General features: G+C 71.2%; 22 protein-coding genes. 9 read left to right on the forward strand and 13 right to left on the reverse strand.

Going from position 1 to position 25476, the window contains the following annotated elements:
• The first annotated feature begins 77 nt into the window (after positions 1–77).
• Entirely contained in the window at positions 78–1022 is a 945-nt protein-coding gene (locus HN013_RS07915) for a serine protease (RefSeq protein WP_171164518.1), read from the forward strand.
• 195 nt (positions 1023–1217) lie between these two features.
• On the opposite strand, the gene HN013_RS07920 is transcribed toward HN013_RS07915, so the two are convergent.
• Positions 1218–1670: an SseB family protein gene (locus tag HN013_RS07920; protein ID WP_171164520.1), complete on the reverse strand. Its 453-nt coding sequence runs from the start codon at positions 1668–1670 to the stop codon at positions 1218–1220.
• Between the two features lie 132 nt (positions 1671–1802).
• On the opposite strand from HN013_RS07920, the gene HN013_RS07925 reads away from it, so the two are divergent.
• The 4 genes from HN013_RS07925 to HN013_RS07940 all read left to right on the forward strand — a co-directional run bounded on the left by HN013_RS07925 (position 1803) and on the right by HN013_RS07940 (position 6301).
• Entirely contained in the window at positions 1803–3629 is a 1827-nt protein-coding gene (locus tag HN013_RS07925) for an acyl-CoA dehydrogenase (protein ID WP_171164522.1), read from the forward strand.
• A 127-nt stretch (positions 3630–3756) separates the two neighbouring features.
• Positions 3757–5046 (forward strand): M18 family aminopeptidase, encoded by a 1290-nt coding sequence (locus tag HN013_RS07930; protein WP_171164524.1) that lies wholly within the window; start codon positions 3757–3759, stop codon positions 5044–5046.
• A gap of 123 nt (positions 5047–5169) precedes the next feature.
• Positions 5170–5787 carry a DUF4232 domain-containing protein gene (locus HN013_RS07935; protein WP_171164526.1) on the forward strand — a complete coding sequence of 206 codons (618 nt, stop codon included), beginning with the start codon at positions 5170–5172 and terminating at the stop codon, positions 5785–5787.
• Positions 5788–6076: 289 nt separating this feature from the next.
• Positions 6077–6301, forward strand: a complete 225-nt coding sequence (locus HN013_RS07940) for a DUF6458 family protein (RefSeq protein WP_171164528.1) — start codon at positions 6077–6079, stop codon at positions 6299–6301.
• A gap of 12 nt (positions 6302–6313) precedes the next feature.
• On the opposite strand, the gene HN013_RS07945 is transcribed toward HN013_RS07940, so the two are convergent.
• The 5 genes from HN013_RS07945 to HN013_RS07965 all read right to left on the reverse strand — a co-directional run bounded on the left by HN013_RS07945 (position 6314) and on the right by HN013_RS07965 (position 12700).
• A complete protein-coding gene (locus tag HN013_RS07945; RefSeq protein ID WP_171164530.1) occupies positions 6314–8152 on the reverse strand; it encodes an NHL domain-containing thioredoxin family protein in 1839 nt (612 codons plus the stop codon).
• A 296-nt stretch (positions 8153–8448) separates the two neighbouring features.
• Positions 8449–8706, reverse strand: a complete 258-nt coding sequence (locus tag HN013_RS07950) for a hypothetical protein (protein ID WP_171164532.1) — start codon at positions 8704–8706, stop codon at positions 8449–8451.
• 442 nt (positions 8707–9148) lie between these two features.
• A complete protein-coding gene (locus HN013_RS07955; protein ID WP_171164534.1) occupies positions 9149–10381 on the reverse strand; it encodes a helix-turn-helix domain-containing protein in 1233 nt (410 codons plus the stop codon).
• A 759-nt stretch (positions 10382–11140) separates the two neighbouring features.
• The gene (locus HN013_RS07960; RefSeq protein WP_171164536.1) at positions 11141–11770 is read right to left on the reverse strand and encodes a hypothetical protein; all 630 of its coding nucleotides are present in this window, start codon (positions 11768–11770) and stop codon (positions 11141–11143) included.
• A 150-nt stretch (positions 11771–11920) separates the two neighbouring features.
• On the reverse strand, positions 11921–12700 hold the full coding sequence (locus HN013_RS07965) for a carbon-nitrogen family hydrolase (protein ID WP_171164537.1): 780 nt from the start codon (positions 12698–12700) through the stop codon (positions 11921–11923).
• A gap of 131 nt (positions 12701–12831) precedes the next feature.
• Between HN013_RS07965 and HN013_RS07970 the strand changes: the two genes are divergently transcribed.
• Entirely contained in the window at positions 12832–13662 is an 831-nt protein-coding gene (locus HN013_RS07970) for a maleylpyruvate isomerase family mycothiol-dependent enzyme (protein WP_171164539.1), read from the forward strand.
• A 46-nt stretch (positions 13663–13708) separates the two neighbouring features.
• On the opposite strand, the gene HN013_RS07975 is transcribed toward HN013_RS07970, so the two are convergent.
• The 6 genes from HN013_RS07975 to pdhA form a co-directional block, all read right to left on the reverse strand.
• Positions 13709–15010, reverse strand: coding sequence for a nitrate/nitrite transporter (locus tag HN013_RS07975; protein WP_171164541.1), 1302 nt, complete (start codon positions 15008–15010; stop codon positions 13709–13711).
• The gene (locus HN013_RS07980) at positions 15007–15705 is read right to left on the reverse strand and encodes a GntR family transcriptional regulator (RefSeq protein WP_171164543.1); all 699 of its coding nucleotides are present in this window, start codon (positions 15703–15705) and stop codon (positions 15007–15009) included. Before HN013_RS07980 ends, HN013_RS07975 begins: the two co-directional genes overlap by 4 nt.
• Positions 15706–15835: 130 nt before the next feature.
• Entirely contained in the window at positions 15836–16699 is an 864-nt protein-coding gene (locus HN013_RS07985) for a helix-turn-helix transcriptional regulator (protein ID WP_171164545.1), read from the reverse strand.
• 199 nt (positions 16700–16898) lie between these two features.
• A complete protein-coding gene (locus HN013_RS07990) occupies positions 16899–18365 on the reverse strand; it encodes a dihydrolipoamide acetyltransferase family protein (protein WP_171164547.1) in 1467 nt (488 codons plus the stop codon).
• 21 nt (positions 18366–18386) lie between these two features.
• Positions 18387–19367 carry an alpha-ketoacid dehydrogenase subunit beta gene (locus HN013_RS07995; RefSeq protein WP_171164549.1) on the reverse strand — a complete coding sequence of 327 codons (981 nt, stop codon included), beginning with the start codon at positions 19365–19367 and terminating at the stop codon, positions 18387–18389.
• Positions 19367–20518, reverse strand: a complete 1152-nt coding sequence (pdhA, locus tag HN013_RS08000) for a pyruvate dehydrogenase (acetyl-transferring) E1 component subunit alpha (RefSeq protein WP_171164551.1) — start codon at positions 20516–20518, stop codon at positions 19367–19369. Before pdhA ends, HN013_RS07995 begins: the two co-directional genes overlap by 1 nt.
• 370 nt (positions 20519–20888) lie before the next feature.
• Between pdhA and HN013_RS08005 the strand changes: the two genes are divergently transcribed.
• From HN013_RS08005 to HN013_RS08015, 3 genes are all read left to right on the forward strand, one after another.
• Positions 20889–21548, forward strand: a complete 660-nt coding sequence (locus HN013_RS08005; protein WP_171164553.1) for a response regulator transcription factor — start codon at positions 20889–20891, stop codon at positions 21546–21548.
• 126 nt (positions 21549–21674) lie between these two features.
• Positions 21675–22145, forward strand: a complete 471-nt coding sequence (locus tag HN013_RS08010; RefSeq protein ID WP_171164555.1) for a pyridoxamine 5'-phosphate oxidase family protein — start codon at positions 21675–21677, stop codon at positions 22143–22145.
• Between the two features lie 15 nt (positions 22146–22160).
• Positions 22161–23432 (forward strand): phosphotransferase, encoded by a 1272-nt coding sequence (locus HN013_RS08015; RefSeq protein WP_171164557.1) that lies wholly within the window; start codon positions 22161–22163, stop codon positions 23430–23432.
• A 36-nt stretch (positions 23433–23468) separates the two neighbouring features.
• Here HN013_RS08015 and HN013_RS08020 read toward each other — a convergent pair whose 3' ends face one another.
• Positions 23469–25151 (reverse strand): protein kinase domain-containing protein, encoded by a 1683-nt coding sequence (locus HN013_RS08020; RefSeq protein WP_171164559.1) that lies wholly within the window; start codon positions 25149–25151, stop codon positions 23469–23471.
• Positions 25152–25476: the final 325 nt, after the last annotated feature.

Raw genomic sequence — 25476 nt, forward strand, 5'->3', positions numbered from 1 at the left:
CCTGCAAGGCTGATGCATTCCCGGCCGTTCCTCCCGGACATTCGGCGGTTACCCCACCAAGGGTGGACACTTGATCAATGCGCGCCAGATCCGCCGGCCCCGGCAAGGCCGGTTACACCGTCCTCTTCGCCACCGTGCTGGCCCTGGCCCTCCTCGGCCTGCTCGTGGCGACCAGGGGACTGGCCCTCGGCGGCTCCCTGGCGGAGGGCGAGTCCTCCGGCCACTACACGGAGCCCGAGGACGTCGGGGACCGGGCTGCCGACGCCATGGCCTCCGCCGTGCGCGCCGAGCCCGGCACCCCCCGCCGGGCGGCGGCCGAGCACGCGGCGGACCGCGGGACGCGCACCGATCCCCTGCCGCGCTCCGAGCCGCTGACGGCGTCCCCCCGCGACCCGTCGCCCGCGGTCGGCCCGCTCTTCTACACCGACCAGGACGAGCCCGCGCACGGCTGCACCGCGAGCGTCGTCCACAGCGGCACCGGCGATCTGCTCGTCACCGCCGCGCACTGCGTCTACACCGACGGCTTCCACACCGACCTCGCCTTCGCCCCCGGCTACCACGACGGCGAGGCGCCCTACGGGATCTGGGTGCCCACCTCCATCGACGTCACCCCCGAGTGGATGTCCGACCGGGACGAGGACCACGACGTCGCCTTCCTCCGCGTCCGCCAGGTCGGCACGGACGCCCCCCTGGAGGCCGTCACCGGAGCGGAACGGATCGCCTTCCGCCCGACGGCGGACCGTCCTGCGCGGGTCATCGGCTACCCGGGGGACGGCGAGCGGCCCCTCGGCTGCCAGAACACGGTTCGGCGCGAGGGCGCCGGGCAGCTTCGTTTTGACTGTGAGGGGATGCCTGGGGGGACGAGCGGGAGTCCGCTGCTGACGGATGTCGATGCGGGGACGGGGCTGGGGACGGTCGTCGGGGTGCTTGGGGGCCGGGATGAGGGTGGAGACGATGTGACGTCGTACAGTTCGTATTTCGGCGAGGCGATCGAGCGGCTGTACCGGCGGGCGGTGAGGTAGGGGGGTGTGCCCCGGGCCCCCGGTGAGCGCGCCTGCGGCGCGCGTCCTCAAACGCCGGACGGGCTGGATTCGCGCCCGGGCGCACACTTCAGCCCGTCCGACGTTTGAGGACAACCGCGCGGAGCGCGGTTTCGGGGGTGCGGGGGCTTGCCCCCGCAAGAAACGGTGAAAGGGCGGGCCCGGGGCGAACCCCCCTCAGCCGTACATCCGCCGCATCGCGAAGTCCACCATCTGCTCGACCGCCTTCGCGTCGAACACCATCCGGTGATCCCCCTCCATGTCCAGCACGAACCCGTACCCCGTAGGCAGCAGATCGATCACCTCGGCCCCGGTGATGACGAAGTACTTCGACTCCTTGCCGGCGTAACGCCGCAGCTCCTTCAGCGAGGTGAACATCGGGATCACCGGATGCTGCGTGTTGTGCAGCGCCAGGAACCCGGGGTTGTCACCGCGGGGGCAGTACACCTTCGAGCCGGAGAAGATCACCTGGAAGTCCTCGGCGGACATGGAGCCGGTGGTGAAGGCCCGGACCGCGTCGGCCAGCGACGGCGGCGACGGCTCGGGGTAGAGCGGCTGCTCGCCGTAGCCGCCGGGCTGCTGCGGCGGGGCGTAGCCCTGTTGTCCCACGTTCTGGTCGTAGCCGTACATGGGCCAAAGCGTAACCAGTCACAGTTGGCCCAACAGGGGTTGCTTCTTATTACCGACGGGTAGCATCATGCAGATTACCGATCGGTACGCACGAGGAACGCCCCTCCCGTCACCCCTTACGGAGCCGTTGTCATGGGCCACTACAAGTCGAATCTCCGCGACATCGAGTTCAACCTCTTCGAGGTGCTCGGCCGCGACAAGCTGTACGGCACCGGCCCGTTCGCGGAGATGGACGTCGAGACCGCCAAGGACATCCTGTCGGAGATCGCGCGCCTCTCGGAGAACGAGCTGGCCGCCTCCTACGCCGACACCGACCGCAACCCGCCGGTCTTCGACCCGGAGACGAACACCGCCCCGATCCCGGACAGCTTCAAGAAGAGCTACCAGGCGTACATGGACGCCGAGTGGTGGCGCCTGGGCATCCCGGAGGAGATCGGCGGCACGGTCGCGCCGCGCAGCCTCCTCTGGGGCTTCGCGGAGACGATCCTCGGCGCCAACCCGGCCGTCTGGATGTACACGTCCGGCCCCGCCTTCGCCGGGGTGCTGTTCGCCGAGGGCACCGAGCAGCAGAAGCACATCGCGAAGATCGCGGTGGAGAAGCAGTGGGGCTCGACCATGGTCCTGACCGAGCCGGACGCCGGCTCGGACGTGGGCGCGGGCCGCACCAAGGCCGTCCGGCAGGAGGACGGCTCGTGGCACATCGAGGGTGTGAAGCGGTTCATCACCTCGGGTGAGCACGACATGACCGACAACATCCTCCACTACGTGCTGGCCCGACCCGAGGGCGCGGGACCGGGCACCAAGGGCCTGTCCCTCTTCCTCGTGCCGAAGTACGAGTTCGACTTCGAGACCGGTGAACTCGGCGCCCGCAACGGCGTCTACGCCACCAACGTCGAGCACAAGATGGGCCTGAAGGCGTCCAACACGTGTGAGATGACCTTCGGCGACAAGCACCCCGCCAAGGGCTGGCTCATCGGCGAGAAGCACGACGGCATCCGCCAGATGTTCATGATCATCGAGTTCGCGCGGATGATGGTCGGCACAAAGGCCATCGCCACCCTCTCCACGGGCTACCTCAACGCCCTGGAGTACGCCAAGGAGCGCGTGCAGGGCCCGGACCTGGCCAACTTCACCGACAAGAAGGCCCCCAAGGTCACCATCACGCACCACCCGGACGTGCGCCGCTCGCTGATGACGCAGAAGGCGTACGCGGAGGGCATGCGCGCCCTCGTCCTCCACACGGCCGCCGTCCAGGACGACATCCTCGTCAAGGAGGCCGCGGGCGAGGACGCCAAGGCGCTGCACGGTCTCAACGACCTGCTGCTGCCGATCGTCAAGGGCTACGGCTCGGAGAAGTCGTACGAGCAGCTGGCCCAGTCGCTCCAGACCTTCGGTGGCTCCGGGTACCTCCAGGAGTACCCGATCGAGCAGTACATCCGCGACGCCAAGATCGACACCCTCTACGAGGGCACCACCGCCATCCAGGGCCAGGACTTCTTCTTCCGGAAGATCGTCCGCGACCAGGGCCAGGCGCTGACCCTGCTCTCCGAGGAGATCAAGAAGTTCCTCGCCGAGGCCGCCGGCGGCGAGGACCTGGCCCCCGCCCGCGACCGGCTGGCCAAGGCCGCCGGGGAGCTGGAGGCGATCGTCGGCACCATGCTGACCGACCTCGCCGCCACCGAGAAGGACGTCAAGTCCATCTACAAGGTCGGCCTCAACACCACCCGCCTGCTGATGGCCTCCGGGGACGTCGTCGTCGGCTATCTGCTCCTCCGGGGCGCGGCCGTGGCGGCCGAGAAGCTGCCGGCCGCCTCCGCCAAGGACAAGGCGTTCTACGAGGGCAAGATCGCCGCCGCGAAGTTCTTCGCCGCGAACGTCCTGCCCGCCGTCTCCGTCGAGCGCAAGCTCGCCGAGTCCGTGGACCAGTCGCTGATGGAGCTGGACGAGGCCGCCTTCTGAGCGTTCTCAGCGTTCCGAGCGTGCTGAGCGTTCCTGTGCGTCAGGCCCTCCCCCTCGCCGGGGGAGGGCCTCCGCGCGTTCCGCCGGGCGCCCGCGCGCCCCTTGCCCGGCTCCTTATCCTGAGGCCATGAGCACTGCGCACCGCTTCGACCGCGGCCATACCGACGACCTCATGTCCTTCCTCGCGGCCAGCCCCTCGCCCTACCACGCGGTGGCCAACGCGGCGGCCCGGCTGGAGAAGGCGGGGTTCCGGCAGCTCGCGGAGACCGACGCGTGGGACGCGTCGTCCGGTGGGAAGTACGTCCTGCGCGGCGGCGCGGTCATCGCCTGGTACGTGCCCGAGGGCGCGACGGCCGCCACCCCCTTCCGCATCATCGGTGCGCACACCGACTCCCCCAACCTGCGCGTCAAGCCGCTGCCCGACAGCGGCGCGCACGGCTGGCGCCAGGTCGCCGTGGAGATCTACGGCGGACCGCTGCTCAACAGCTGGCTCGACCGCGACCTCGGCCTCGCGGGCCGGATCACCCTGCGCGGCGGCGAGCACCGGCTCGTCCACGTCGACCGCGCCCTGCTGCGCGTCCCGCAGCTCGCCATCCACCTGGACCGCGGCGTCAACGACGGTCTGACGCTGGACCGGCAGCGCCACATGACGCCCGTCTGGGGCCTCGGCGGCGTCCGCGAGGGCGACCTCATCCGCTTCGTCGCCGACGAGACGGGGGTCGCCGCCGACGAGATCACCGGCTGGGACCTGATGACGCACAGCGTCGAGGCCCCGTCCTACCTCGGCCGCGACCGCGAACTCCTCGCCGGGCCGCGGATGGACAACCTCGTCTCCGTGCACGCCGGCACCTCCGCCCTCGCCGCCGCCGCGACCGGTGACGAACCCGCGTACATCCCCGTCCTCGCCGCCTTCGACCACGAGGAGAACGGCAGCCAGTCCGACACCGGCGCCGAGGGCCCGCTGCTCGGAAACGTGCTGGAGCGCTCGGTGTTCGCCCGCGGCGGGACGTACGAGGACCGGGCGCGGGCCTTCGCGGGCACCATCTGCTTCTCCTCCGACACCGGGCACGCGGTCCACCCCAACTACGCGGAGCGGCACGAGCCCGGCCACCACCCCGTGGCCAACGGCGGCCCGATCCTCAAGACCAACGTCAACCAGCGGTACGCGACCGACGGCAGCGGCCGGGCCGCGTTCACGGCGGCCTGCGAGCGGGCCGGAGTGCCCTGGCAGCACTTCGTCTCGAACAATTCCGTTCCCTGCGGCACCACGATCGGTCCGATCACGGCGGCCCGGCACGGCATCACCACCGTCGACGTAGGCATCGCTATCCTCTCCATGCACTCCGCCCGTGAACTCTGCGGCGCGGACGACCCGCATCTGCTCGCCTCGGTGCTGGCCGCCTTCCTGGCGGGCTGATCCCCCGTCAGGGACGAACCTGCGGTTCCCGCGGGCCCGGACGACCCGCTGGCCCGGATGACCCTCGGGCCCGGGATGAGCACGACGCACCTCCGATCCACCGACATCCCACCGGGGGAACCCATGACCCACCGCCTCCTGCGGTCCACCGCCGTCGCGTTCACCGCCGCGGCCGCCCTGACGCTGACCCTGACCGCCTGCGGCGGCGGTGGGGACGGCAAGGGCGACGGGGAGGGCAAGAGCGACAAGGCCGCGGCGACCGCGTCCGACGCGCCCGGTGCGCCCGGTGCCGCGGGGGAGGACAGCGCCACCCAGGGCGTGAAGAAGGGCGACGCCTGCGCCCCCTCCGACCTGACCATCGAGGCCCGCCCCGCCAAGAAGCCCGCCGGCTCCCTCCTCCTCGTCGCCACCGCCAAGAAGGCGTGCACCGCCTACGGCTTCCCCTTCCTCCGCTTCGACAAGGACCAGGCCTCCGCGGACATGGACGCCGCCAGCAAGCCGGAGCAGCCGGTGCGGCTGGGGGCCGGGAAGGCCGCTTACGCGGGCGTCCGGCCGACGTCGTCGGACGGCGGGACGCCTCGGGAGGCCAAGGAGCTGTCGGTTTCCCTTCAGGCTGCGAACGGCGATCCGGTGGAAGGCGGCGAGGTGCGGACGGCTCTGCCGGGTGGGAAGTTGCGGATCGATGATTCGGTGCGGACGACGTATTGGGTCAGCAGTGAGGGTGCCGCGCTGGGCGGGTGAGGGGGCCCCGGTCCCGCCCTTTCACCATTTCTGCGGGGAAGGGCCCCGCGCCCCCGGGTGAGCGCGCCTGCGGCGCGCGTCCTCAAACGCCGGACGGGCTGGAATTCGCGCCCGGGCGCACACTTCAGCCCGTCCGGCGTTTGAGGACAGCGCGCGCAGCGCGCTTCTGGGGGTGCGGGGACCCGCCCCCGCAAGAAACGGTGAAAGGGCGGGCCCGGGGCACATCCCCACCCGCCTCCCGGGTAGGCGCGGTAATGACCGGCCGAAAACACCCGGAAGGAGTCATGCCATGGGCATGGGATGGTGCATCGGCCTGATCGCGACAGGAGCAATCCTGACCTTCGCGGTCGACTGGCACCTCGAAGGAGTCAACCTCACCCTGGCAGGCCTGATCCTGATGGCCGCAGGCCTGATCGGGCTCAACGCCTACGTAGCAGTCTTCAAGCGCCGCCGCACGCAACCCCCGCCCCCCGCGGCCCCCGTGGTCGAGGAGGACCACCGGTTCGTCCGCTGAGCAGCACCGTGATCAGGGCCGGGCGTCCGGGTCGAACCCGGCCAGAACCAGCGGCAGCCGCCCGGCGCCCCCGGCGGCGACCCGCACGGGAACACCCCAGTCCTGCTGATGGACATGGCAGGCGGGGTACTCGTTGGCGGGATCGTCGTCGCAGGAGGCGGCCATCGCCGAGATGTGCAGCACGCCCTCGGTCACCCCGTCCGCCAGGACGACCCGACGGCTGAGGTCCGTACCCGCGCCGGAGCCCTCCGCGAGGAGTTCGGGCGGCGTGGAGCTGACGAGCAGACGGGTGGACGGCCCATACCGGGTGTCCAGCTTCTGCCCGGCGGGCGCCTGGAAGACGACGTCCAGCAGCAGCTCGCCGGGGGCGATCTCCGTCGCCTCGCGCCGGGTGCGGTGGGCCACCGACTCGACCCGCAGCGCCTCCTCGGGCAGCCGCAGCCGCGTCAGCCGGTGCCGGGCCGACTCGACGACGAGGACGTCCTCTCCGGCGAGGACCGCGCCGGACGGCTCGCGCAGGTCCGTCGCCACCGTGGTGACCTGCCCGGTCGCCGGGTCGTAGCGGCGGAGCGCGTGGTTGTAGGTGTCCGCGACGGCGACCGAGCCGTCGGGCAGCGCCGTGACGCCGAGCGGGTGCTGGAGGAGGGCCTGCTGGGCGTCCCCGTCCCGGTGCCCGAAGTCGAAGAGACCGGCGCCGACGGCGGTACGGACGGTGAACTCCCCGCGGTCGTCGCGCTCGACGTACCGCAGCGCGGACGTCTCCGAGTCCGCGACCCACAGCCGGTCCCCCGCGGCGGCCAGCCCGGACGGCTGGGCGAACCACGCCTCGGCCGCGGGCCCGTCGACCAGGCCCTCGTTGGTCGTACCGGCGGCCGCCGCCACGGTCCCCGTCGCCGGGTCGTACGTCCACAGCTGGTGGACGCCGGCCATGGCGATCCAGACCCGGTCCGCGAACCAGGCCACGTCCCACGGCGACGACAGGTCCACCTCCCGGGCCGGGCCCGCGGCCGGCGACCCCTGCCACCACTGACGTCCTGTCCCCGCGACCGTGCTGACCTCGTGCGTCTCCGGGTCGTACACGCGCAGCGCGTGGTTGACGGTGTCCGCGACGATCACCCGCCCGTCCGGCAGCAGCGCGAGCCCCTGCGGCTCGCTGAACCGCGCCGGGCTGTCGCCGAACCCGCGCTCCCCGGTGCCGATGCGCCGGACGACGGTCTCCCCGTCCTCGGCCAGCTCGACGAGCTGGTGCCGGGTCGTGTCCGAGACCAGGAAGGTACCGCCGGGCAGCGCCACGGCCTTCCCCGGGAACCGCAGATCGGTCGCCACCGGCTCCGGAGCGACGTACGGCCCGTCCCCCCGCCGCAGCGTCCCCTTCGCCCCGTGCTCCTCCTCCAGCTCACCGACCAGCGTCTCCAGCGCATGCGCGTGCCCCTCGCCCGCGTGCTGCGCCACCACATACCCCTCCGGGTCGATGACGACCAGCGTCGGCCACGCCCGGACGGCGTACTGCTTCCACGTCGCGAGCTCAGGGTCGTCCAGTACGGGGTGGTGCACCCCATACCGCTCCACGGCGTCCACGACCGCCTGGTGCTCCGCCTCGTGCACGAACTTCGGCGAGTGCACCCCGATGATCACCGTCGTGTCCCGGTGCTTCTCCTCCAGCTCCCGCAGCTCGTCCAGGACGTGCAGGCAGTTCACACAGCAGAACGTCCAAAAATCCAAGATCAATATGCGACCTCGGAAGTCGGCGAGCTTCAGGTCCTTCCCGCCGGTATTGATCCAGCCCCCCTTGCCGACCAGCTCGGGGGCACGGACACGGGCACGGCGGGGCGCGGGGGAGGCTGCGTTCATGCCCTCCAGGGTGCCATCCGCCCGTGAACGCGGGATCACAGGTGCTGGAACAGGGTGAGCGGACGGCCCGCCCGGACGCCACGGCAGGGACGCGCGGTCGGGGCTGCGGGGGTAAGGGGGGTGTGCGCCCCGGGCCCCGTGGGCCTGTTGGACGTGGCCCTCTCGGCTGACCTTGTAGAAAGCCAGCTCACGCACGGCGCGGGCGCGCTCCCATCCGGACTCGGCCAGGTGCAGCCGCTCCACGGCCTTTGCGATCACGCCGTCCCACCACTGGCACGCCTCGCAGTGCCGCCGGCTCACCATCGGCGCTCCCGGTTCAGCTTGATCACGCGGGCGCGCAGCCTGTCGCCGCGGTCGGCCGGGCGGTAGTCGGTCGTCTCCCACTGGCCGTCGATGCCGTACAGCGGGTACAGCGTCACCGCCCCCGTGTCGCCGTCCCAGCCGACCGCCTTGCCCAGCCGGTCCGCCTTCACATCCAGCACGAGGTCACCGGACAGCGGCACCCAGCGAACGCCACCGGACCCGTTGACGGCGAAGTGCCGGCGCTCACCCACGGTGCGCCCCCTCCCAGTGCTCCCAGGTCGCCCGGCGCAGCCGCTCCGCAAGGGCCCAGTCGCCGGCGCGTTCAGCGGTGTGCCGGGCGTTCGTGAGCCGGGTGCACTCGGCACACGGCACGTTCGGGTTGGGCACCAGTACGGGCCCGTAGCCTGCGTGCATCACGCGGCACCGCCCATGACGCACTCCCGGTGCCAGTAGAGGGCGACAGGGGACGAGGAAGCCCGTTCGATGTCCCCACGTCGACAGGGGGTATCAGTGGGGATGGGTTTCCGGCACTTCCCGCACGTCTGCCCCGCCGGGGCGTAGGTCACGTACCCGTACGGGTGCCGAGTCTCGGGTGTTCCCGCCATCGTCGCTGTCCTCTCGCGTAGACAGCGGAGGACGGTAGGCGGAAGGGGAGGCGACGGCGGACCCAAACTGTCCCTCTACTCGAACGGGTTAGGCAGCAGTCACCCCTACCGCCTCAGCAAGCGCGACAGCATCAGCCTTCAGCGGGCCGGATGCAGCCTTGGCCAGGTCCCGCGCCAGGCTCCGCGCGAACGGCACGTACCGCACACCTTCCGGACTCACCTTGTGTGCCGCTGAGAGGTAGTGCAGACCTGCCGCTGTCTCGTGCCTCTGGTGGTGACCCGCCGCGATGTCGAGCAGCAGGCGGGAGCGCCGTTCCAGCGAGCTGACGCGTTCCGGCGTGATCGACTCGGCGCGGCGCAGTGCCTCACCGGGGGTCAGCAGTCCCACGCCAACGCTGACGCCATGGATGGCGACGTTGGACGAGTCGAACGCTGACGGGGTGTGCGAGTAGCCGGCGGGTAGGCGGGACGCCGTACGATCTGCCTCCGTCAGGTACCGCTCAGCGTCACCGGACCGGCCGTCGAGCCCGCATGAGATCGACGCCTGAAGGTTCAACGCCCCGTACACCGCAATAACTTCGGGCGCCCCTCCATCCAGCTGATCACGCAACAGTGCCATACCGGCCTCATCGGTCTGCACGGCCTCTTCCGAGAAGCCGGCCGCCCGCTGCCCGATAGCTGTGGACCACGCTGCCAGTGCGAGGGCCACGGGATTGTCCGACTCTTCGCTGTGCGCCCGTCCACGGTCGAGCGCGAGCCAGTACAGTTCGGGCTCACAGATGTGGGCCAGTAGCCGTTGAACAAGCCGGTACAGGTCAGCGGTAGCAGCGTGAGCGGTCCGCCGTTCGTCGCCCTGGTGAGCCCTGATGGAGGCGTGAGCGTCCCTGATCAAGTCCGGTAGCAGCGCGCCGACTTCAGTCCGCTGGTGAGTGCTGCTGTGCCAGAGCCGCCACGCGCCGTCCACGCGGCCTTTCAGAGCCTCGGGGGACACGGGGTCCACGGTCGGCGCGCCGGCGAACGAGACGCCATGCAGGGCCGCCCTGATGGGCGTGACGGAAGCGTGCGAAAGCTTGCCCACCGCATCGGCGGGGATCGCCAACTCATCACCTGTCAGCGTGGCCACGTCCGAGACGTGCAGTGCTTGAGCCAGTCGGACAAGGTGAGTGATCGAACGCAGCTCCCGCTCGCCGTTCTCGATCTTCTTCAACCAGTCGGACGACCGGCCGACCAATCCGGCCAGTACGGGGCGACTCAGCCCCCGGCGTTCGCGAAGGATGCGGATGCGCTCACCGGTCGTCAGCTCTGCGGGAAGATCAGTCATGATGCACGCTCCCTTGACAGCCACAGCCTTGCCTGTACCCGCAGAGTACGCAGAGGGAGCGGTCCCGAACATGGGAAGCGATTCTGCGACCGTCAGGCGCCGTGAAGCCGATAACTCCTGACTCGCCGATCGTCACAGTGTGCAACGCCCGCGAAAACAGTCCTGCGGGGAGGGCGGGGTCCGCGGGGCATGGAGGTACCTCCGAACGCTCGTTGGACTCTTGGCCGCTCCCGCATGCGCCGCACCAGCAGACGATTCCCTGAGTGCACTCGGTGCGTCAGCAGCCGGGTTAACGCCTAACCTATTGGCCGCACTTGATGGTCAAGGCTCGGGAGCACCCGGCGGGGCGAGCGGTGGGGCGCCCAATGGGTCCAGCGGTCTCCTGTCCGCACTCACAGGTGCAGTCCGAGGAACCAGCGGAGCACCCGGCGGAGCACTCAACGGAGCAACCGGTGAATCATCCTCGTCACTGGCCGGACCTGTTGACAATCTTGCGGGCCCCCTGGGATCGGTGGCTCCAGGCGATGACGCCCTGTTGGGTGAGGTCGTCAGTGGGCTGTCCGAGGTCACTGCGCCCCTCGGCCAGTCCGTCAACGGCATTGCCGGTCTCTGAGGTGCGCTGCTCTGAACCCTCCGGGCAGCAGCCCTGCTACCGACGCGGGAGCCGGCACATGGACTCGCCGGCCTGGTAGGAGATTGTTGCCCGTATGTCACTACGGTGCGGACAGAGACCGGATCCCCGGGATCCACCGGGGGCATTCAGGAGCGCTTGAGCGCGGCAAGCGTCGCCCTGGCGTCCTCGACGAGGGCGCGCTCCACCTTGTCCACGCCGGGACCTTCACCCTTCCTCGGGCTGGTGACCCGCACGGCGTACACGGCTCCGCCGTCCAGGACGCTGAGGGTGAGGAAGTGGCCGTACTCCATGTCCGACTGCACGAAATAGGCCCGCTCGCCCAGGCCGGAGATCTTCTTGACGGAGGTCTTGGACTTCGGGAGGTAGTCGGCGCCCTCCGACTCGGCGATGTAGGCGGGTGCCGGGTCGCCCTTCTTGTGGAGGGTGAAGGTGGTGCTGACCATCGTGGAGCCGTCGCCGTCCGCCCCCTTGCCCTCCAGGTCCCGGTGACATTCGCTGCGGTCCATGTTCGGGTGCCGGAGCACGGCCGAGTCGGGGCTCTTGAGCGAGTAGAGGCGTTCGAGGGCCTTGGTGGACTGTTCCTCGCAGAGGTTCATGCCGGACCGGTAGCCGCGGGCGTCGGGGGCTCCGTCGTCGGAGCCGCCGAAGCCGCCGGTCAGTGCCACGGCGGCGCCCCAGACGACCGAGGCGGCCACCGCGCCGGCCACGGCCGGTATCCAGAACCGTTTCCCCGCCGTCCCGGCTCTGTTCGACACGGGAGGGGCAGGAGGGACCGGGGGGAGCGGAGGGGGCGCCGAGGGGGACGGCTCGTTCGGGGCGTGCTGGTGCTGGTCGTTCATGGCGTGAACGTACACGGTCAGTCGGGCGGCCGACCGGAACGTCTGCTTCCTGCGAGAGGCCGCTCGCTACCGCCCCAGCACCCGGTTCCGCAGCGCGGGGAACTCCTCGCGCGTCTTCGCCACCCGGTCCATGTCCAGCTCCGCGGTGAGCACCTGCTCCTCCGCCCCCGCCTCGGCGAGCACCTCGCCCCAGGGGTCGATCACGATGCTGTGCCCGGCCTGGGGCACCCCCGCGTGCGTACCCGCCGTGCCGCAGGCCAGGACGTACGCCTGGTCCTCGACCGCCCGTGCGCGGGCGAGCAGGGCCCAGTGGGCGCGGCGGCGCTCGGGCCAGCCGGCCGGGACGACGAGGGTCTGGGCGCCGGCGTCCACCAGGGCACGGAAGAGTTCGGGGAAGCGGAGGTCGTAGCAGGTCGCGAGGCCCAGCACGGTCTCCGGCAGCGGCGCGGTGACGATGTCGCGGCCGGCACTGAGCAGGACGGCCTCGCCCTGGTCGAAGCCGAAGAGGTGGATCTTGCGGTAGGTGCGGGCGAGCGTGCCGTCCGGTGCGAAGAGCAGGGAGGTGTTGAACAGGGCGCCGTCCGCGTCCCGTTCGACGATCGAGCCCGCGTGCAGCCAGACGCCCGCGTCGCGCGCGGCGGCGGACATCGTCCGCGCCGTGGGGCCGTCCAGCGGCTCGGATCCGGTGGCGAAGGAGTCGAACGCGAAGGCGCCGACGGGCCAGAGTTCGGGGAGGACCACGAGATCGCGGCCGTGCTGTGCGCGGACGAGGCGGGCCGCGCGTTCGCGCCGGTCGTCCCGGGGCTCCGCCGGGTCCACGGCGAGCTGGATCAGGGAGACGCGCACAGTACCACCACTCTCGGCCCGGGAAACCTCTGCCGTGCTGCCCGTGCGCAGCGTAACTTAACTGCTGAGACCCAGACAGCACTTGCCCCGTACCCATGCAGCCCGAACGCACGCACCGCACGAGGGATCACGTGACCGTCCACCCCAGCCTGCAGCCCGCCATCGACGCCTGGACCCATTCCATCGAAGCGATCAACGAGTTGGTGAGACCACTCGCCGAGGGCGACTGGAACCGGCGCACGGAGTGCCCGGGGTGGTCGGTGCGGGACGTCGTCTCGCACGTCATCGGGGTGGAGTGCGAGATGCTGGGCGAGCCACGGCCGATCCACACACTGCCCCGCGACCTCTACCACGTCACCGACGAGTTCTCGCGGTACGTCGAGGTCCAGGTCGACGTCCGGCGCTGTCACACCGCCCTGGAGATGACGTCCGAGCTGGACCTGACGATCATCCGGCGGTCGCGGCAGCTGCGGAACGAGACGCGGTCGCCGCAGGCCCGGGTGCGCTGGCCGCTGGGCAGCGGTCCGGAGCAGACGCTCGAACGCCAGCTGCACGTCCGGGCCTTCGACGTATGGGTGCACGAGCAGGATCTGCGGCGGGCGCTCGGGGTGCCGGGGAACCTGGACGCGCCGGGCGCGTTCGTGGTGCGGGACATGCTGCTCGCCGCGCTGCCCAAGGTGGTGGCCAAGGACGCGGGTGCCCCGCCCGGCACCGCGGTGGTCGTGGACGTCCACGGGCCGGTGGAGTTCCTGCGGACCGTGCGGGTCGACGCGGCGGGGCGGGGCACGATCGACTCCAGCGTGTCGCTCGGCCCCGCGGTGACGCTCGCCATGGACTGGGAGACGTACGTCCGGCTGGCCTGCGGGCGGGTACGGCCGGACGCGGTGGCGGACCGGGTGAAGGCGGAGGGCGATCCGCGGCTGGCGGAGGCGATCCTGCGGAATTTCGCGGTCACTTCCTGAGGCCCTGCGGGGGGGGTGCCCCTCAGGGGGCACCCTCAGGAGCCGCTCACGCGGGCACGTGCACCGTCTCCACCCGGGACGCCACCACCCGCTCCCGCTCCCGCCGCCTGACCCGGTCGCGCAGGCGCAGTATCTGGGCCAGGCCCACCGCCTGGACCACGAAGAACGCGGAGAAGGCGGCCCGGTAGTCGTCCCCGGTCGCGTCGAGGACGACGCCGATGGCGAGCAGGGTGGTGATGGAGGCGGTGAAGCCGCCCATGTTGACGATGCCGGACGCCGTGCCCTGCCGCTCCGGCGGGTTGGCAGGCCGGGCGAAGTCGAAGCCGATCATCGAGGCCGGGCCGCAGGCACCGAGCACCGCGCAGAGGGCGATCAGCAGCCACATCGGCGCGTGCGTCCCGGGCCAGGCCAGGACGGCCGCCCAGAGCAGCGCGGTCGCGCCGATCGTGCCGAGGACGAGCGGCAGCCGGGCGGCGTGGTGGCGGGCGACGATCTGCCCGTAGACCAGGCCGACGGCCATGTTGACCAGGACGACGAGGGTGAGCAGCCGGCCCGCGCCCTCCCGGCCGAGCCCCTCGGCCTCGACGAGGAACGGCATGCCCCACAGCAGCAGGAAGACGATGGCGGGGAACTGGGTGGTGAAGTGCACCCACAGGCCCAGCCGGGTGCCGGGTTCGCGCCAGGCGCGGGCGATCTGCTGCCGGATGTAGCCGGCACCGGCGCGAGGGGCGGGCGCCGGTTCGTACCCCTCCGGGTGGTCCCGGAGGAAGGCCAGGAGGAGGACGAGGACGACGACGCCGGCGGAGGCGCTGCCGGCGAAGGTCGCGGTCCAGCCGTGGAGGTGCAGCAGCGGGGCGAGGACCAGGGTCGAGATCAGGTTGCCCGCCATCCCGAACAGCGCCGCCACCTGGGCGACCATCGGTCCGTGCCGGGCGGGGAACCAGCGGGCGCCGAGCCGCAGGACGCTGATGAACGTCATCGCGTCGCCGCAGCCGAGGAGGGCGCGGGCGGCGAGGGCCGTCCCGTAGGAGTGGGAGAGGGCGAAGCAGAGCTGTCCGGCGGTGAACAGGACGACGCCGAGGGCCAGTACCTTCTTGGTGCCCATCCGGTCGACCATCAGGCCGACGGGTATCTGCATCCCGGCGTAGACGAGCAGCTGGAGTATGGAGAAGGTGGACAGGGCGGACGCGTTGATGTGGAACCGCTCGGCGGCGTCGATGCCGGCCACGCCGAGGCTGGTGCGGAAGACGATGGCGACGAAGTAGACGCCGACGCCGACCGCCCAGACCGCCATGGCCCGCCGGCCGCCGGGCGGGTCCCCCGGCAGGGCCGGGGACGACGAGCTCATCGGACGTTCCCCTGGGCGAGGTTGCGCACCCAGCTCACGTGCCGGTCGACGACGGAGATGGCCGCCGCCGCGTCCCCGGCCCGGAGCGCTTCGAGGATCTCGGCGTGCTCGGCGATGTTCTTGGCGATGCGGTCCGGGTGGGCGTGCATGGCCGCGACGCCCATCCGCAGCTGGCGGTCGCGCAGCTGGTCGTAGAGGCGGGAGAGGATCTGGTTGCCGGCGTTGCGCACGATCTCGGCGTGGAAGGCGCGGTCGCTGACCGAGACGGCGGCGAGGTCCCCTGCGTCGGCCTGGCGCCGCATGTCCGCCAGCAGTTCCTCCAGCCGGGTGATCAGCGCGGGCGGGGCGGGCACGGCCTTGGCCGCCGCGTGCTTCTCCACCAGCAGCCGGGTCTCCACCACGTCCGCGATCTCCTGTGCGGAGACGGCCAGCACGAGCGCTCCCTTCTTCGGGTAGAGCTTGAGCAGTCCCTCGCCCTCCAGCCGCAGCAGCGCCTCCCGGACGGGCGTCCGGGAGACCCCTACGGCCTCGGCGAGTCCGCCCTCCGTGAGCAGCGTCCCCCCGGCGTACCGCCGGTGCAGGACGCCGTCCTTGACGTGTGCGTAGACGCGCTCGGCGGCGGGGGGCTGTCTGACGGTGGACGCGGGCGGGGACGCGGGCGCGGGAGAGGGGGTCACGGCGGACGACGAAGGCATGCGCACAGCATAGATACAAGACAGATGCCTTGATGAGAGCATGTCCACGATCCGGACGGTGCCCGGTACGGACCTCGGGGGGCGCACGTGAGCCCGTCAGGGGCGCGCGGGCGGCACACCCGGCGGACGCTCAGTCCGCCAATGGGGTGATGAAGACGAAGCGCAGGTCCTGGCGCTGGATGGGCAGCAGGACGTGGCTGGTCACCCGGACCTCGCGGTGTCCGTGGTACGGCAGCCTCAGCCGGAAGACGTCCCCGTCCCGGTGCTCGACGACGTCGTGCTCCTCGGCCCAGATGCGACGGCAGTCGGCGTCGGAGTCCAGGACCTCCCGGACGAGCGAGCGCAGTGCGGCGTCGCCGGGGTCGCTGTTGGCGGCGACGCGGAGCATGGCGAGGTAGGCGCGGGCGCAGCTGTCCTCCCAGTCGAGCATCTGCTCGCGGGCCTCGGGGTGCAGCAGGGCCCATCGCATGAGGTTGGCCCCCGGGCGCAGCACCCAGGGGAACCACTCGCCCATCAGGCGGTTGGAGGCGACGATGTTCCAGGCGTTGTCGGAGAGGTAGGCGGGATAGGTCGTCTGCTGGACGAGCAGGTCCTTGACGCCCTGGGGCAGCTCGGGCAGCTCGCCGGCCGGGCCCGGGGAGCCGGGCGGGCGCCGGCCGCAGACGGCCAGGAACAGGGTCAGCGTCTCGGCCTCGCTGAGTCGCAGGGCGTCGGCGACGCGGAGCAGGAAGCTCTCGGAGAAGTCCTGGCGGCGTCCGGCCTCCAGGGCGCGGTACCAGCCCTCGCTCACCCCGGTGAGCCGGGCGACGTGGCGCTGCGACAGCAGACGGCCCCGACCGGGGTGGAGTCCGCGCAGTCCGGGCACGGTCCGTGCGTCGATCCGCGCCCGCCAGGCACGGAGCAGCCGGCTGATGGATTCGCCGTCGTCCGCGGGGTCTCGCGCAGGGTCCCGCGCCGGGTCCCGGTCGCCCGCGCCCGCCTTCGCGCCGGCCAAGTGGAGCCTCCGATTCCGACACTGCAAGTGTCGGTCAATCTTAAGTAAATTGCCCCACACGGGCCATTCCACCCTGCCATTGGAATGGCTCCAGGCCGCTCTGCCATGTAAACGGAGGGCCCGGACGCTTCCGACTCCTCACCGGAGGGGGGTGAGGAGTGGAGGCGTCCGGGCCCTGCGCGAGTCCGGCCCCGGGGCGTCAGCCCCAGGTCAGCAGCCGCTTCGGGTGCTCCAGAACCGCCGCGACGTCGGCCAGCACCCGGGAGCCGAGCTCCCCGTCCACCAGGCGGTGGTCGAAGGAGAGCGCCAGCGTGGTCACGTGCCGGGGCTTGACCTTGCCCTTGTGGACCCAGGGCTGGAGCTTGATCGCGCCGAACGCCAGGATCGCCGACTCGCCCGGGTTGAGGATGGGCGTACCGGTGTCCACGCCGAAGACGCCGACGTTGGTGATGGTGACCGTGCCGCCGGACATGTCCGCCGGGCTCGTCTTCCCCTCGCGCGCGGTGCCCACCAGGTCGGACAGCGCCTGCGACAGCTCGGGGAGCGTCTTGGCCTGCGCCTCCTTGATGTTGGGAACGATCAGGCCGCGCGGCGTCGCGGCGGCGATGCCCAGGTTGACGTAGTCCTTGCGGACGATCTCCTGGTTCTCCTCGTCCCAGGCCGCGTTGACGTCCGGGTTCCGCCGGATCGCCACCAGCAGGGCCTTGGCCACCAGCAGCAGCGGGTTGACGCGCAGCCCGGCCATGTCCGGGTCGTCCTTCAGCTGCTGGACGAGCTTCATCGTGCGGGTGACGTCGACGGTGACGAACTCCGTGACGTGCGGCGCGGTGAAGGCGCTGGCCACCATGGCCTGCGCGGTCGCCTTGCGGACTCCCTTGATCGGGATGCGGGTCTCCCGTGCGCCCCACGCGGTGACGGGCGCCTCGGGCGTGGCGGGTGCGGCCTGTACCTCGGGGGCGGCCGTCGCGCGGGCGGCGGCGTGCACGTCCTCGCGGGTGACGATCCCGTCCGGGCCGGTCGGGCTGACGGCCGCGAGGTCGATGCCCAGGTCCTTGGCCAGCTTGCGCACGGGCGGCTTGGCCAGGGGGCGGGCGGCGGCGGGAGCGGCCGGGGCCTGCGCCGGTACCGGTGCGGGAGCGGCAGGCACCTCGGCCGCCCGGTGTCCGTTCAGCTCCGCCTGGACCGCGGCGCCGACGGCCGACGCCTCCGGACGCGCCTTGCGCGGGCGCCGCTTGGTGGACGACGGCGCCGCGCCGTACCCCACGAGGACGGCCTGCCGGCCCTGCCCCTGGCCCTCGCCCTCCGGCGCGGCAGCCGTCTCGGCGTGCGCGGCGGGCTCGGCCGGGGAGCCGGCGGCGGTCGCGTCAACAGGGGTGACCGGGGCGACGGGCCCGGCACCCGGCTGGGTGTCGACCGAAATGATCGCAGTGCCGACGTCGACCGTCACGCCCTCCTCGAAGCGCAGCTCGTGCACCACGCCGTCGAAGGGGATGGGCAGTTCCACGGCCGCCTTGGCGGTCTCGACCTCGCAGACCACCTGGCCGTCGGAGACGGTGTCCCCCACGGCCACGTACCACTTGAGGATCTCCGCCTCGGTGAGGCCCTCGCCCACGTCGGGCATCTTGAACTCGCGGAAGCGCTGGTCGCTCGCTGTGCTCGCAGTCATCGTCACGACTCTCCTCAGCCCTCAGTACGCAAGCGCGCGGTCTACGGCGTCGAGTACCCGGTCCAGTCCCGGAAGGTACTCGTCCTCCAGCCGCGACGGGGGGTAGGGGGCGTGGTAGCCGCCGACCCGCAGGACGGGGGCCTCCAGGTGGTAGAAGCAGCGCTCGGTGATCCGCGCCGCGATCTCGGCACCCGAGCCGAAGAAGACCGGGGCCTCGTGGACGACCACGAGCCGGCGGGTGCGCTCCACGGACTCCTGGATCGCGTCGAAGTCGATCGGGGAGATCGACCGCAGGTCGAGCACCTCCAGGTTCTTGCCCTCCTCGGCGGCCGCCTGGGCCGCCTCCAGACAGGTCTTGACCATCGGGCCGTAAGCGACCAGCGTCAGATCCGTGCCGGGGCGTGCCGTGTGGGCGGTGTGCAGCGGGCCCGGGATCGCCTCCGTGTCGACCTCGGACCGGTCGTGGTACCGCCGCTTGGGCTCGAAGTAGATCACCGGGTCGTCGCTCCGGATGGCCTGCTGGAGCATCCAGTACGCGTCGGACGCGTTCGACGGCGACACGATCTTCAGGCCCGCGACGTGCGCGAACAGCGACTCGGGCGACTCGCTGTGGTGCTCGACGGCCCCGATGGCGCCCCCGTAGGGGATCCGTACGACGACCGGCAGCTTGATCTTGCCGAGCGCGCGGGCGTGCATCTTGGCGAGCTGGGTGACGATCTGGTCGTACGCCGGGAAGACGAACCCGTCGAACTGGATCTCCACGACCGGCCGGTAGCCGCGCAGGGCCAGGCCGATGGCGGTGCCGACGATGCCGGACTCGGCCAGCGGGGTGTCGATGACCCGCTCCTCGCCGAAGTCCTTCTGGAGCCCGTCGGTGACACGGAAGACGCCGCCGAGCTTGCCCACGTCCTCGCCCATGACCAGGACCTTCGGGTCGCTCTCCAGGGCGGTGCGGAGGGAGGCGTTGATCGCCTTGACGATCGAGAGCTTCTCGGTGGCCATTACTTGCTCTCCTCGTCGGCGAACGAAGCCTGGTAGGCGATGAATTGTTCGCGTTCCTCGTCGACCAGCGCGTGGCCGTCCGCGTAGATGTTCTCGAAGATGGCGGTGCTCTCCGGGTCCGGCATGGTGCGCACGGTGTCGCGGACCCGCTTGGCCAGGGCGTCGCTCTCGGTCTCCAGGCCGGCGAAGAACGCCTCGTCGGCCAGGCCCTCGCGCTCCAGGTGGCGGCGGAGCCGCAGGATCGGGTCCTTGGCCTCCCACAGCTCCCGCTCCTCGTCCCGCCGGTAGCGGGTGGGATCGTCGGAGGTGGTGTGGGCGCCCATCCGGTAGGTGAACGCCTCGACGAAGGTGGGCCCCTGGCCGGTGCGGGCGCGCTCCAGCGCGGCGCGGGTGACGGCGAGGCAGGCCAGGACGTCGTTGCCGTCCACGCGGACGCCCGGGAAGCCGTAGCCCTGGGCGCGGCGGTACAGCGGGACGCGGGTCTGCTTCTCGGTGGGCTCGGAGATGGCCCACTGGTTGTTCTGGCAGAAGAACACCACGGGGGCGTTGTAGACGGCGGCGAAGGTGAACGACTCGGCCACGTCGCCCTGGCTGGTCGCGCCGTCGCCGAAGTAGGCGATGACGGCGGAGTCCGCGCCGTCCTTGGCGACGCCCATCGCATAGCCGGTGGCGTGCAGCGCCTGCGAGCCGATGACGATCGTGTACAGGTGGAAGTTGTTCTCGTTGGGGTCCCAGCCACCGTTGTTGACGCCGCGGAACATTCCGAGGAGGTTGGTCGGGTCCACGCCCCGGCACCAGGCGACGCCGTGCTCGCGGTAGGTCGGGAAGACGTAGTCGTCGTCGCGGGTGGCACGCCCGGAGCCGATCTGGGCGGCCTCCTGGCCGAGCAGGGAGGCCCACAGGCCCAGTTCGCCCTGGCGCTGGAGGGTGGTGGCCTCTCCGTCGAAACGGCGGGTCAGGACCATGTCGCGGTACAGGCCGCGCAGTTCCTCGGGCGTCACGTCGATGGCGTAGTCGGGGTGTTCGACCCGCTCGCCCTCGGGCGTCAGCAGCTGTACGAGCTCCGGCTCGCCCGCCCCGGCGGCCGGCTTCTTCGCTCCGGCGCGTTTGCCGCCCCGCGGCTTGCGCGCGGCGGTGCTGTCCACGGTCACGTGTGCTCCTCCGTCTGTCCGGCCCCCGGGGTCGCCGGTGGCCGTAGGGGGTCCCCCCGCCGTGGGGCTGGGGGATGCTCGCCCGCTTCCCGACGGCACACGGGGTGGGTGTGCCGAGGCCGAACCGGGCGTGACAGGTGTCCCGCCGAATGGCCTGCAATAAGCACGTTACCCAGTACTCCGCATTCCTGCGAAACCCTCTCTGACCTGCGATTTTGCTTGGATTTCCAAGTAAATCGAGAAAGGGCCGCCAATGTACTGGTCACAGCCTTGCGAGCCGCCCCCGCCGAGGCAGGGTTACCGCCGGAACGACCGCACGTTATCCCGGAGGACAAGAGCAGGGGAAGACTCGATGTGTGAGACTGACACTGTGCGCGAACAAGGAAAAATCACGGTATTTCTGCTCGACGACCATGAAGTCGTGCGGCGCGGCGTTCACGAGATGCTCTCCGTCGAGGACGACATCGAGGTCGTGGGCGAGGCCGGTACCGCGGCCGACGCACTGGTGCGCATTCCCGCCACCCGGCCCGATGTCGCTGTTCTGGACGTCCGCCTCCCGGATGGCAGCGGGGTCGAAGTATGCCGTGAGATCCGTTCGCTCGACGCCGGCATCCAATGCCTGATGCTCACCTCGTTCGCCGACGACGAGGCCCTTTTCGACGCGATCATGGCCGGGGCCTCGGGATATGTACTGAAGGCGATCCGCGGCAATGAACTGCTCTCCGCCGTGCGCGACGTGGCGGCCGGGAAGTCCCTGCTCGACCCGGTGGCGACCGCCCGGGTCCTGGAACGGCTGCGCGACGGCAAGAACCCCCGGGGCGACAACCGGCTGGCCTCGCTGACCGAACAGGAACGGCGCATCCTCGACCTGATCGGGGAGGGGCTGACGAATCGCGTGATCGGCGAGCGGCTGCACCTGGCGGAGAAGACCATCAAGAATTACGTTTCCAGTCTGCTTTCCAAGCTGGGCATGGAACGACGTTCCCAGGCCGCGGCCTACGTCGCGCGTCTCCAGGCGGAGAGGCGCTGAGGGGAGCCGGGCCGGCGAGGCCGTACGGGTCACCCGCCCGGGCTGCCCGTTTAGGGACCAACGTCCCGGCCGCGAGGGGGCGGGTGGCTCTACGTGCACCGGACGTGACCGTGCAGAGTGTTCCCCATGCCCATCCCGGAGCCTCCGGCCTCACCCTCGGACGAACACCGAGCGCCCTCGGACGACCACCGAGCGCTCGAACTGCTCGCGCACGCCCCTTACGGGCACCTCTCGGTGACCCTGCGCGCGCTCCCGTTCGTCATCACCACCCGGCACATCGTCTCCGACGGGCGGGTGCTGGTGCGGCTGCACGGCGGCTACGGGTACAGCAGGGCCTGTGACGGCAGCGTGATCGCCTACAACGCCGACAACTTCGGCGGCCGGGAGGAGGGCGACGAGGACGTCTGGCACGTGCAATTCGTGGGCACCGCACGGCGGTTCACCCCCGGCCCCGCCGAGCTGCTGAGCTTCGGCCCGGCCCCCCGGGTGGCGGACAACGTGCCCTTCCTGCCCGAATACCTGTGCATAGAACCGCAGTTCATCACCCTGCACCACCTCGAAGGCGTACCCGCGCGACAGGCCGCGCACTCGTCGTGAACTAACATTTGGGGCGTGCCGCGCTCACTTGTCCCCCCTGTCGCACCTCCCGACGGCGGCACCCTGCGCACCCTCCTACGCCGCTACCGGCACGCCGGCGAACCCCTCACCTGCGAGCCCCTCACCGAGGGCCTGCTCAACCACGGGTACCGGCTCTCCACCAGCCGGGGGCGCTTCTTCCTCAAGCACCACCTCGACGGCGACCGCGCCGCCATCGTCCGGCAGCACGCCGCGACCCTCCGGCTGGGCGCCCTCGGTCTGCCGGTCGCCCCGCCCGTCGAGGCGGACGACGGCTCGACCGTCGCCGTCCTGGGCGGCCGCTGCTACGCCCTCCACCCGTGGGTCGAGGGGCGGCACCGGGACGGCGGCGAGCTCACGGCCGCCCAGTCGCGGCGGCTGGGGGCGCTGCTCGGCACCGTGCACGTGAGCCTGGAGACGGTGATGAAGGAGGTGGCGGGGAGGGGAGAGGTCTTCGAGCCTGTCGGAGTTGTCGGGGCCCGTGGGGCCGTCGGTGCTGTCGGTGGCGCCGGGGCCATCGGTGCTGTCGGCGCCCTTGGGGGCGCTACGGGCCTCGGGACGCTTTCCATGGGCGGAAGGGGCGTCGGCACAGGCGGAAGGGGCGCCGGGGCCGGAACGGCGCTGCGAAGCCCCGAGAGCGCCCCTGAAGGGCTTCGGTGCACCCTTACGGGCACCTCGCACGCCCCTGACGCCCTCGACGCGGCGGCCGACCCCGAGGACACCTACGCCCTCATCGAGGAGCTCCTGGCCCTGGTGCGCCGCCGCCCCCGCGACTCCTTCGACGAGCTGGCGGAACACCGTCTCGTCGAACGCCGCGACCTGCTGGAACGGCACGCCCACCGCCGCCCGCCGCCGGCCGCCACCCCGGCCAGGGGCTGGGTGCACGGCGACTTCCACCCGCTCAACCTGCTCTACCGGGACGCCGAACCCGCCGCGATCGTCGACTGGGACCGGCTCGGCGTCCGGCCGCGCGCCGAGGAGGCCGTCCGGGCCGCCGTGATCTTCTTCCTGCGCCCCGACGGCACCCTCGACTTCGCGAAGATACGGCCGTACGCCCGTGCCTACCGCCACACCACGGGCGCGGGCCCGGCCGAACTCGCGGCGGCCGTGCACCGGGTGTGGTGGGAACGCCTCAACGACTTCTGGATGCTCCGCTGGCGCTACCAGCTCGGGGACCACCGCGCCGACCCCGGTTTCCCGGCGTCGGCGGCGCTGGCGGTGTGGTGGACGAGGGCGTACGAGGACGTGCGGGACGCGTTCACGGACTGAGGCGGGGCCGGGGCCCCGCCTCATGGCCTCGTGACCTCAAGGGGTCGTGCCGGTGGTGTTGGAGTTCCCGGCGACGCTCCCGTTCGGGTTGTTCGTAGTAGCCGGGTTGTTGGCCGCGTTGTTGTCGCTGCTGGTCCCCGGCGTGCCATTGGTGGCGGTGTTCGAGTTGTTGCTCGTACCCGGGGTGCCGTTGCTGTTCGTGCCCGTGGACGTGTTGTTGCCCGGCTTGGGATCGTCCGGCGTCTTGTCGTCCGTCGGATCGGTGGTGGGTTCCTTCGACTTGTCGTCGGTGGGCGGCTTCGTGTAGCGGTCTCGCGTCCCGCCGGTGGAGGTGGAGCTGCTGTCGTCGTCGTCCTCGTAGACGCCGCCCGTCGAGGTGTTCTTCTCGGGGGAGGAGCTCTTCTCGTTCTGCTTGGGCGAGGAGGACTTCGAGGGGTCGGAGCTCTGGGACGTGCTGTGGGTCGGCTTCTTGGTGTCGCTGTCCTCCTTGGCGTCACCCTTGCCGTTCATCTTTTGGTAAGCGACCACGCTCACCAGGACCACCGCGATCAGCGCGACGATCAGCACCAGCTTGCCGCGGTTGCCCCCGCCGCCCCGCCCGTGCCCGGCCGGCGCGTAGTCGTCGTCCCCGCCGCCGCCCATGCCCTGCGGCAGGATCCGCTGCGGCGAGGTGTTGCCGTGCTGCGGGTGCGGCATGGCGGTGGTCTGGCCCAGGCCGGCGCCGCCCATGACCTGGGTGGCCGCGGCGGCGGGCACCTGGCCGGTGTCCCAGGCGCCGGTGTGGCCGCCGGCCTCGTGGAGCATCTGGAGGCTGTACTGAACCAGCCCGCGCATCTCCTCGGCGCTCTGGAACCGGTCGTCCGGGTCCTTGGCGAGGGAGCGCATGACGAGCCCGTCGAGCTCCGGCGGAACGGCGTCCAGCACCTGGGACGGCGGGATCGGATTGTCCTGAACGTGCTGGTAGACGACCGAAAGCGGGGTCTCGCCGGTGAACGGCGGGCGCAGCGCGAGCAGTTCGTACAGCAGACAGCCGGTGGCGTAGAGGTCGGAGCGGGCGTCGACGGTCTTGCCGAGGGCCTGCTCGGGCGACAGGTACTGCGGGGTGCCCATGACCATGCCGGTCTGGGTCATGGTGGACGCGGCGCCGTGCAGGGCGCGGGCGATGCCGAAGTCCATCACCTTGACGGCGCCGTTGTTGGTGATGATGACGTTGGCGGGCTTGATGTCGCGGTGCACGATGCCGTGCTGGTGGCTGTAGGCCAGCGCTTCCAGCACGCCGGAGACGATGATCAGCGCCTGCTCGGGCGGCGGGGCCTCGGCGTTGAGCAACAGGTCCCGGATGGTGCGGCCTTCGACCAACTCCATGACGATGTACGGCACGGTCTGGCGGCCGACGATGTCCTCGCCGGAGTCGTACACGGCCACGACGGCGTGGTGGTTCAGCCCGGCGACGGACTGTGCCTCGCGGGTGAAGCGGGCCTTGGAGACCGGGTCCTCGGCCAGGTCGGCGCGGAGCAGCTTGACCGCCACGGTGCGGCCGAGGCGCACGTCCTCGGCGGCGAAGACCTCGGCCATGCCGCCGCGGCCCAGCCGGTGGGTGAGGCGGTAGCGGCCGTCGCCGACCATGCCGCCGTTACCCCACATTTCCGGCACATCGGGCATTCCGCCCCCGTTGGCGTCAGGGTCGGACGGACCCTGGGCGCTCTGCGTCTGTGCCATCAGTCCTCGCCGTCGTGTCTGGCCGCTCGCGGGGGCCAAGCCTTGGGGCAGTGCTCACGCTGCTGAGCCGTACGCGGAGCAATGCAGTCTTCCGATAAGGCACGCTACAGGTTCCGCGACGCGCGCCGGTCGGGGATGGACGGGCAATCAAACCCTCAGCGGCCCGGGCAAGGCAAATTCCGTGACGGCTTGTCGCGCATCCGGTCACGGAACGGGCACGCGGCTTGACGTGCCCCTGGCCTGCGGCACACTTGGCCGGGATACGTGTCCGGTCGGATGGGATTCGGCTGGATCAGACCTATGAGCCGGACTCGGACCGGTGTCG

It is taken from the genome of Streptomyces sp. I05A-00742 (genome assembly GCF_013055795.1).
Classification (GTDB): Bacteria; Actinomycetota; Actinomycetes; order Streptomycetales; family Streptomycetaceae; genus Streptomyces.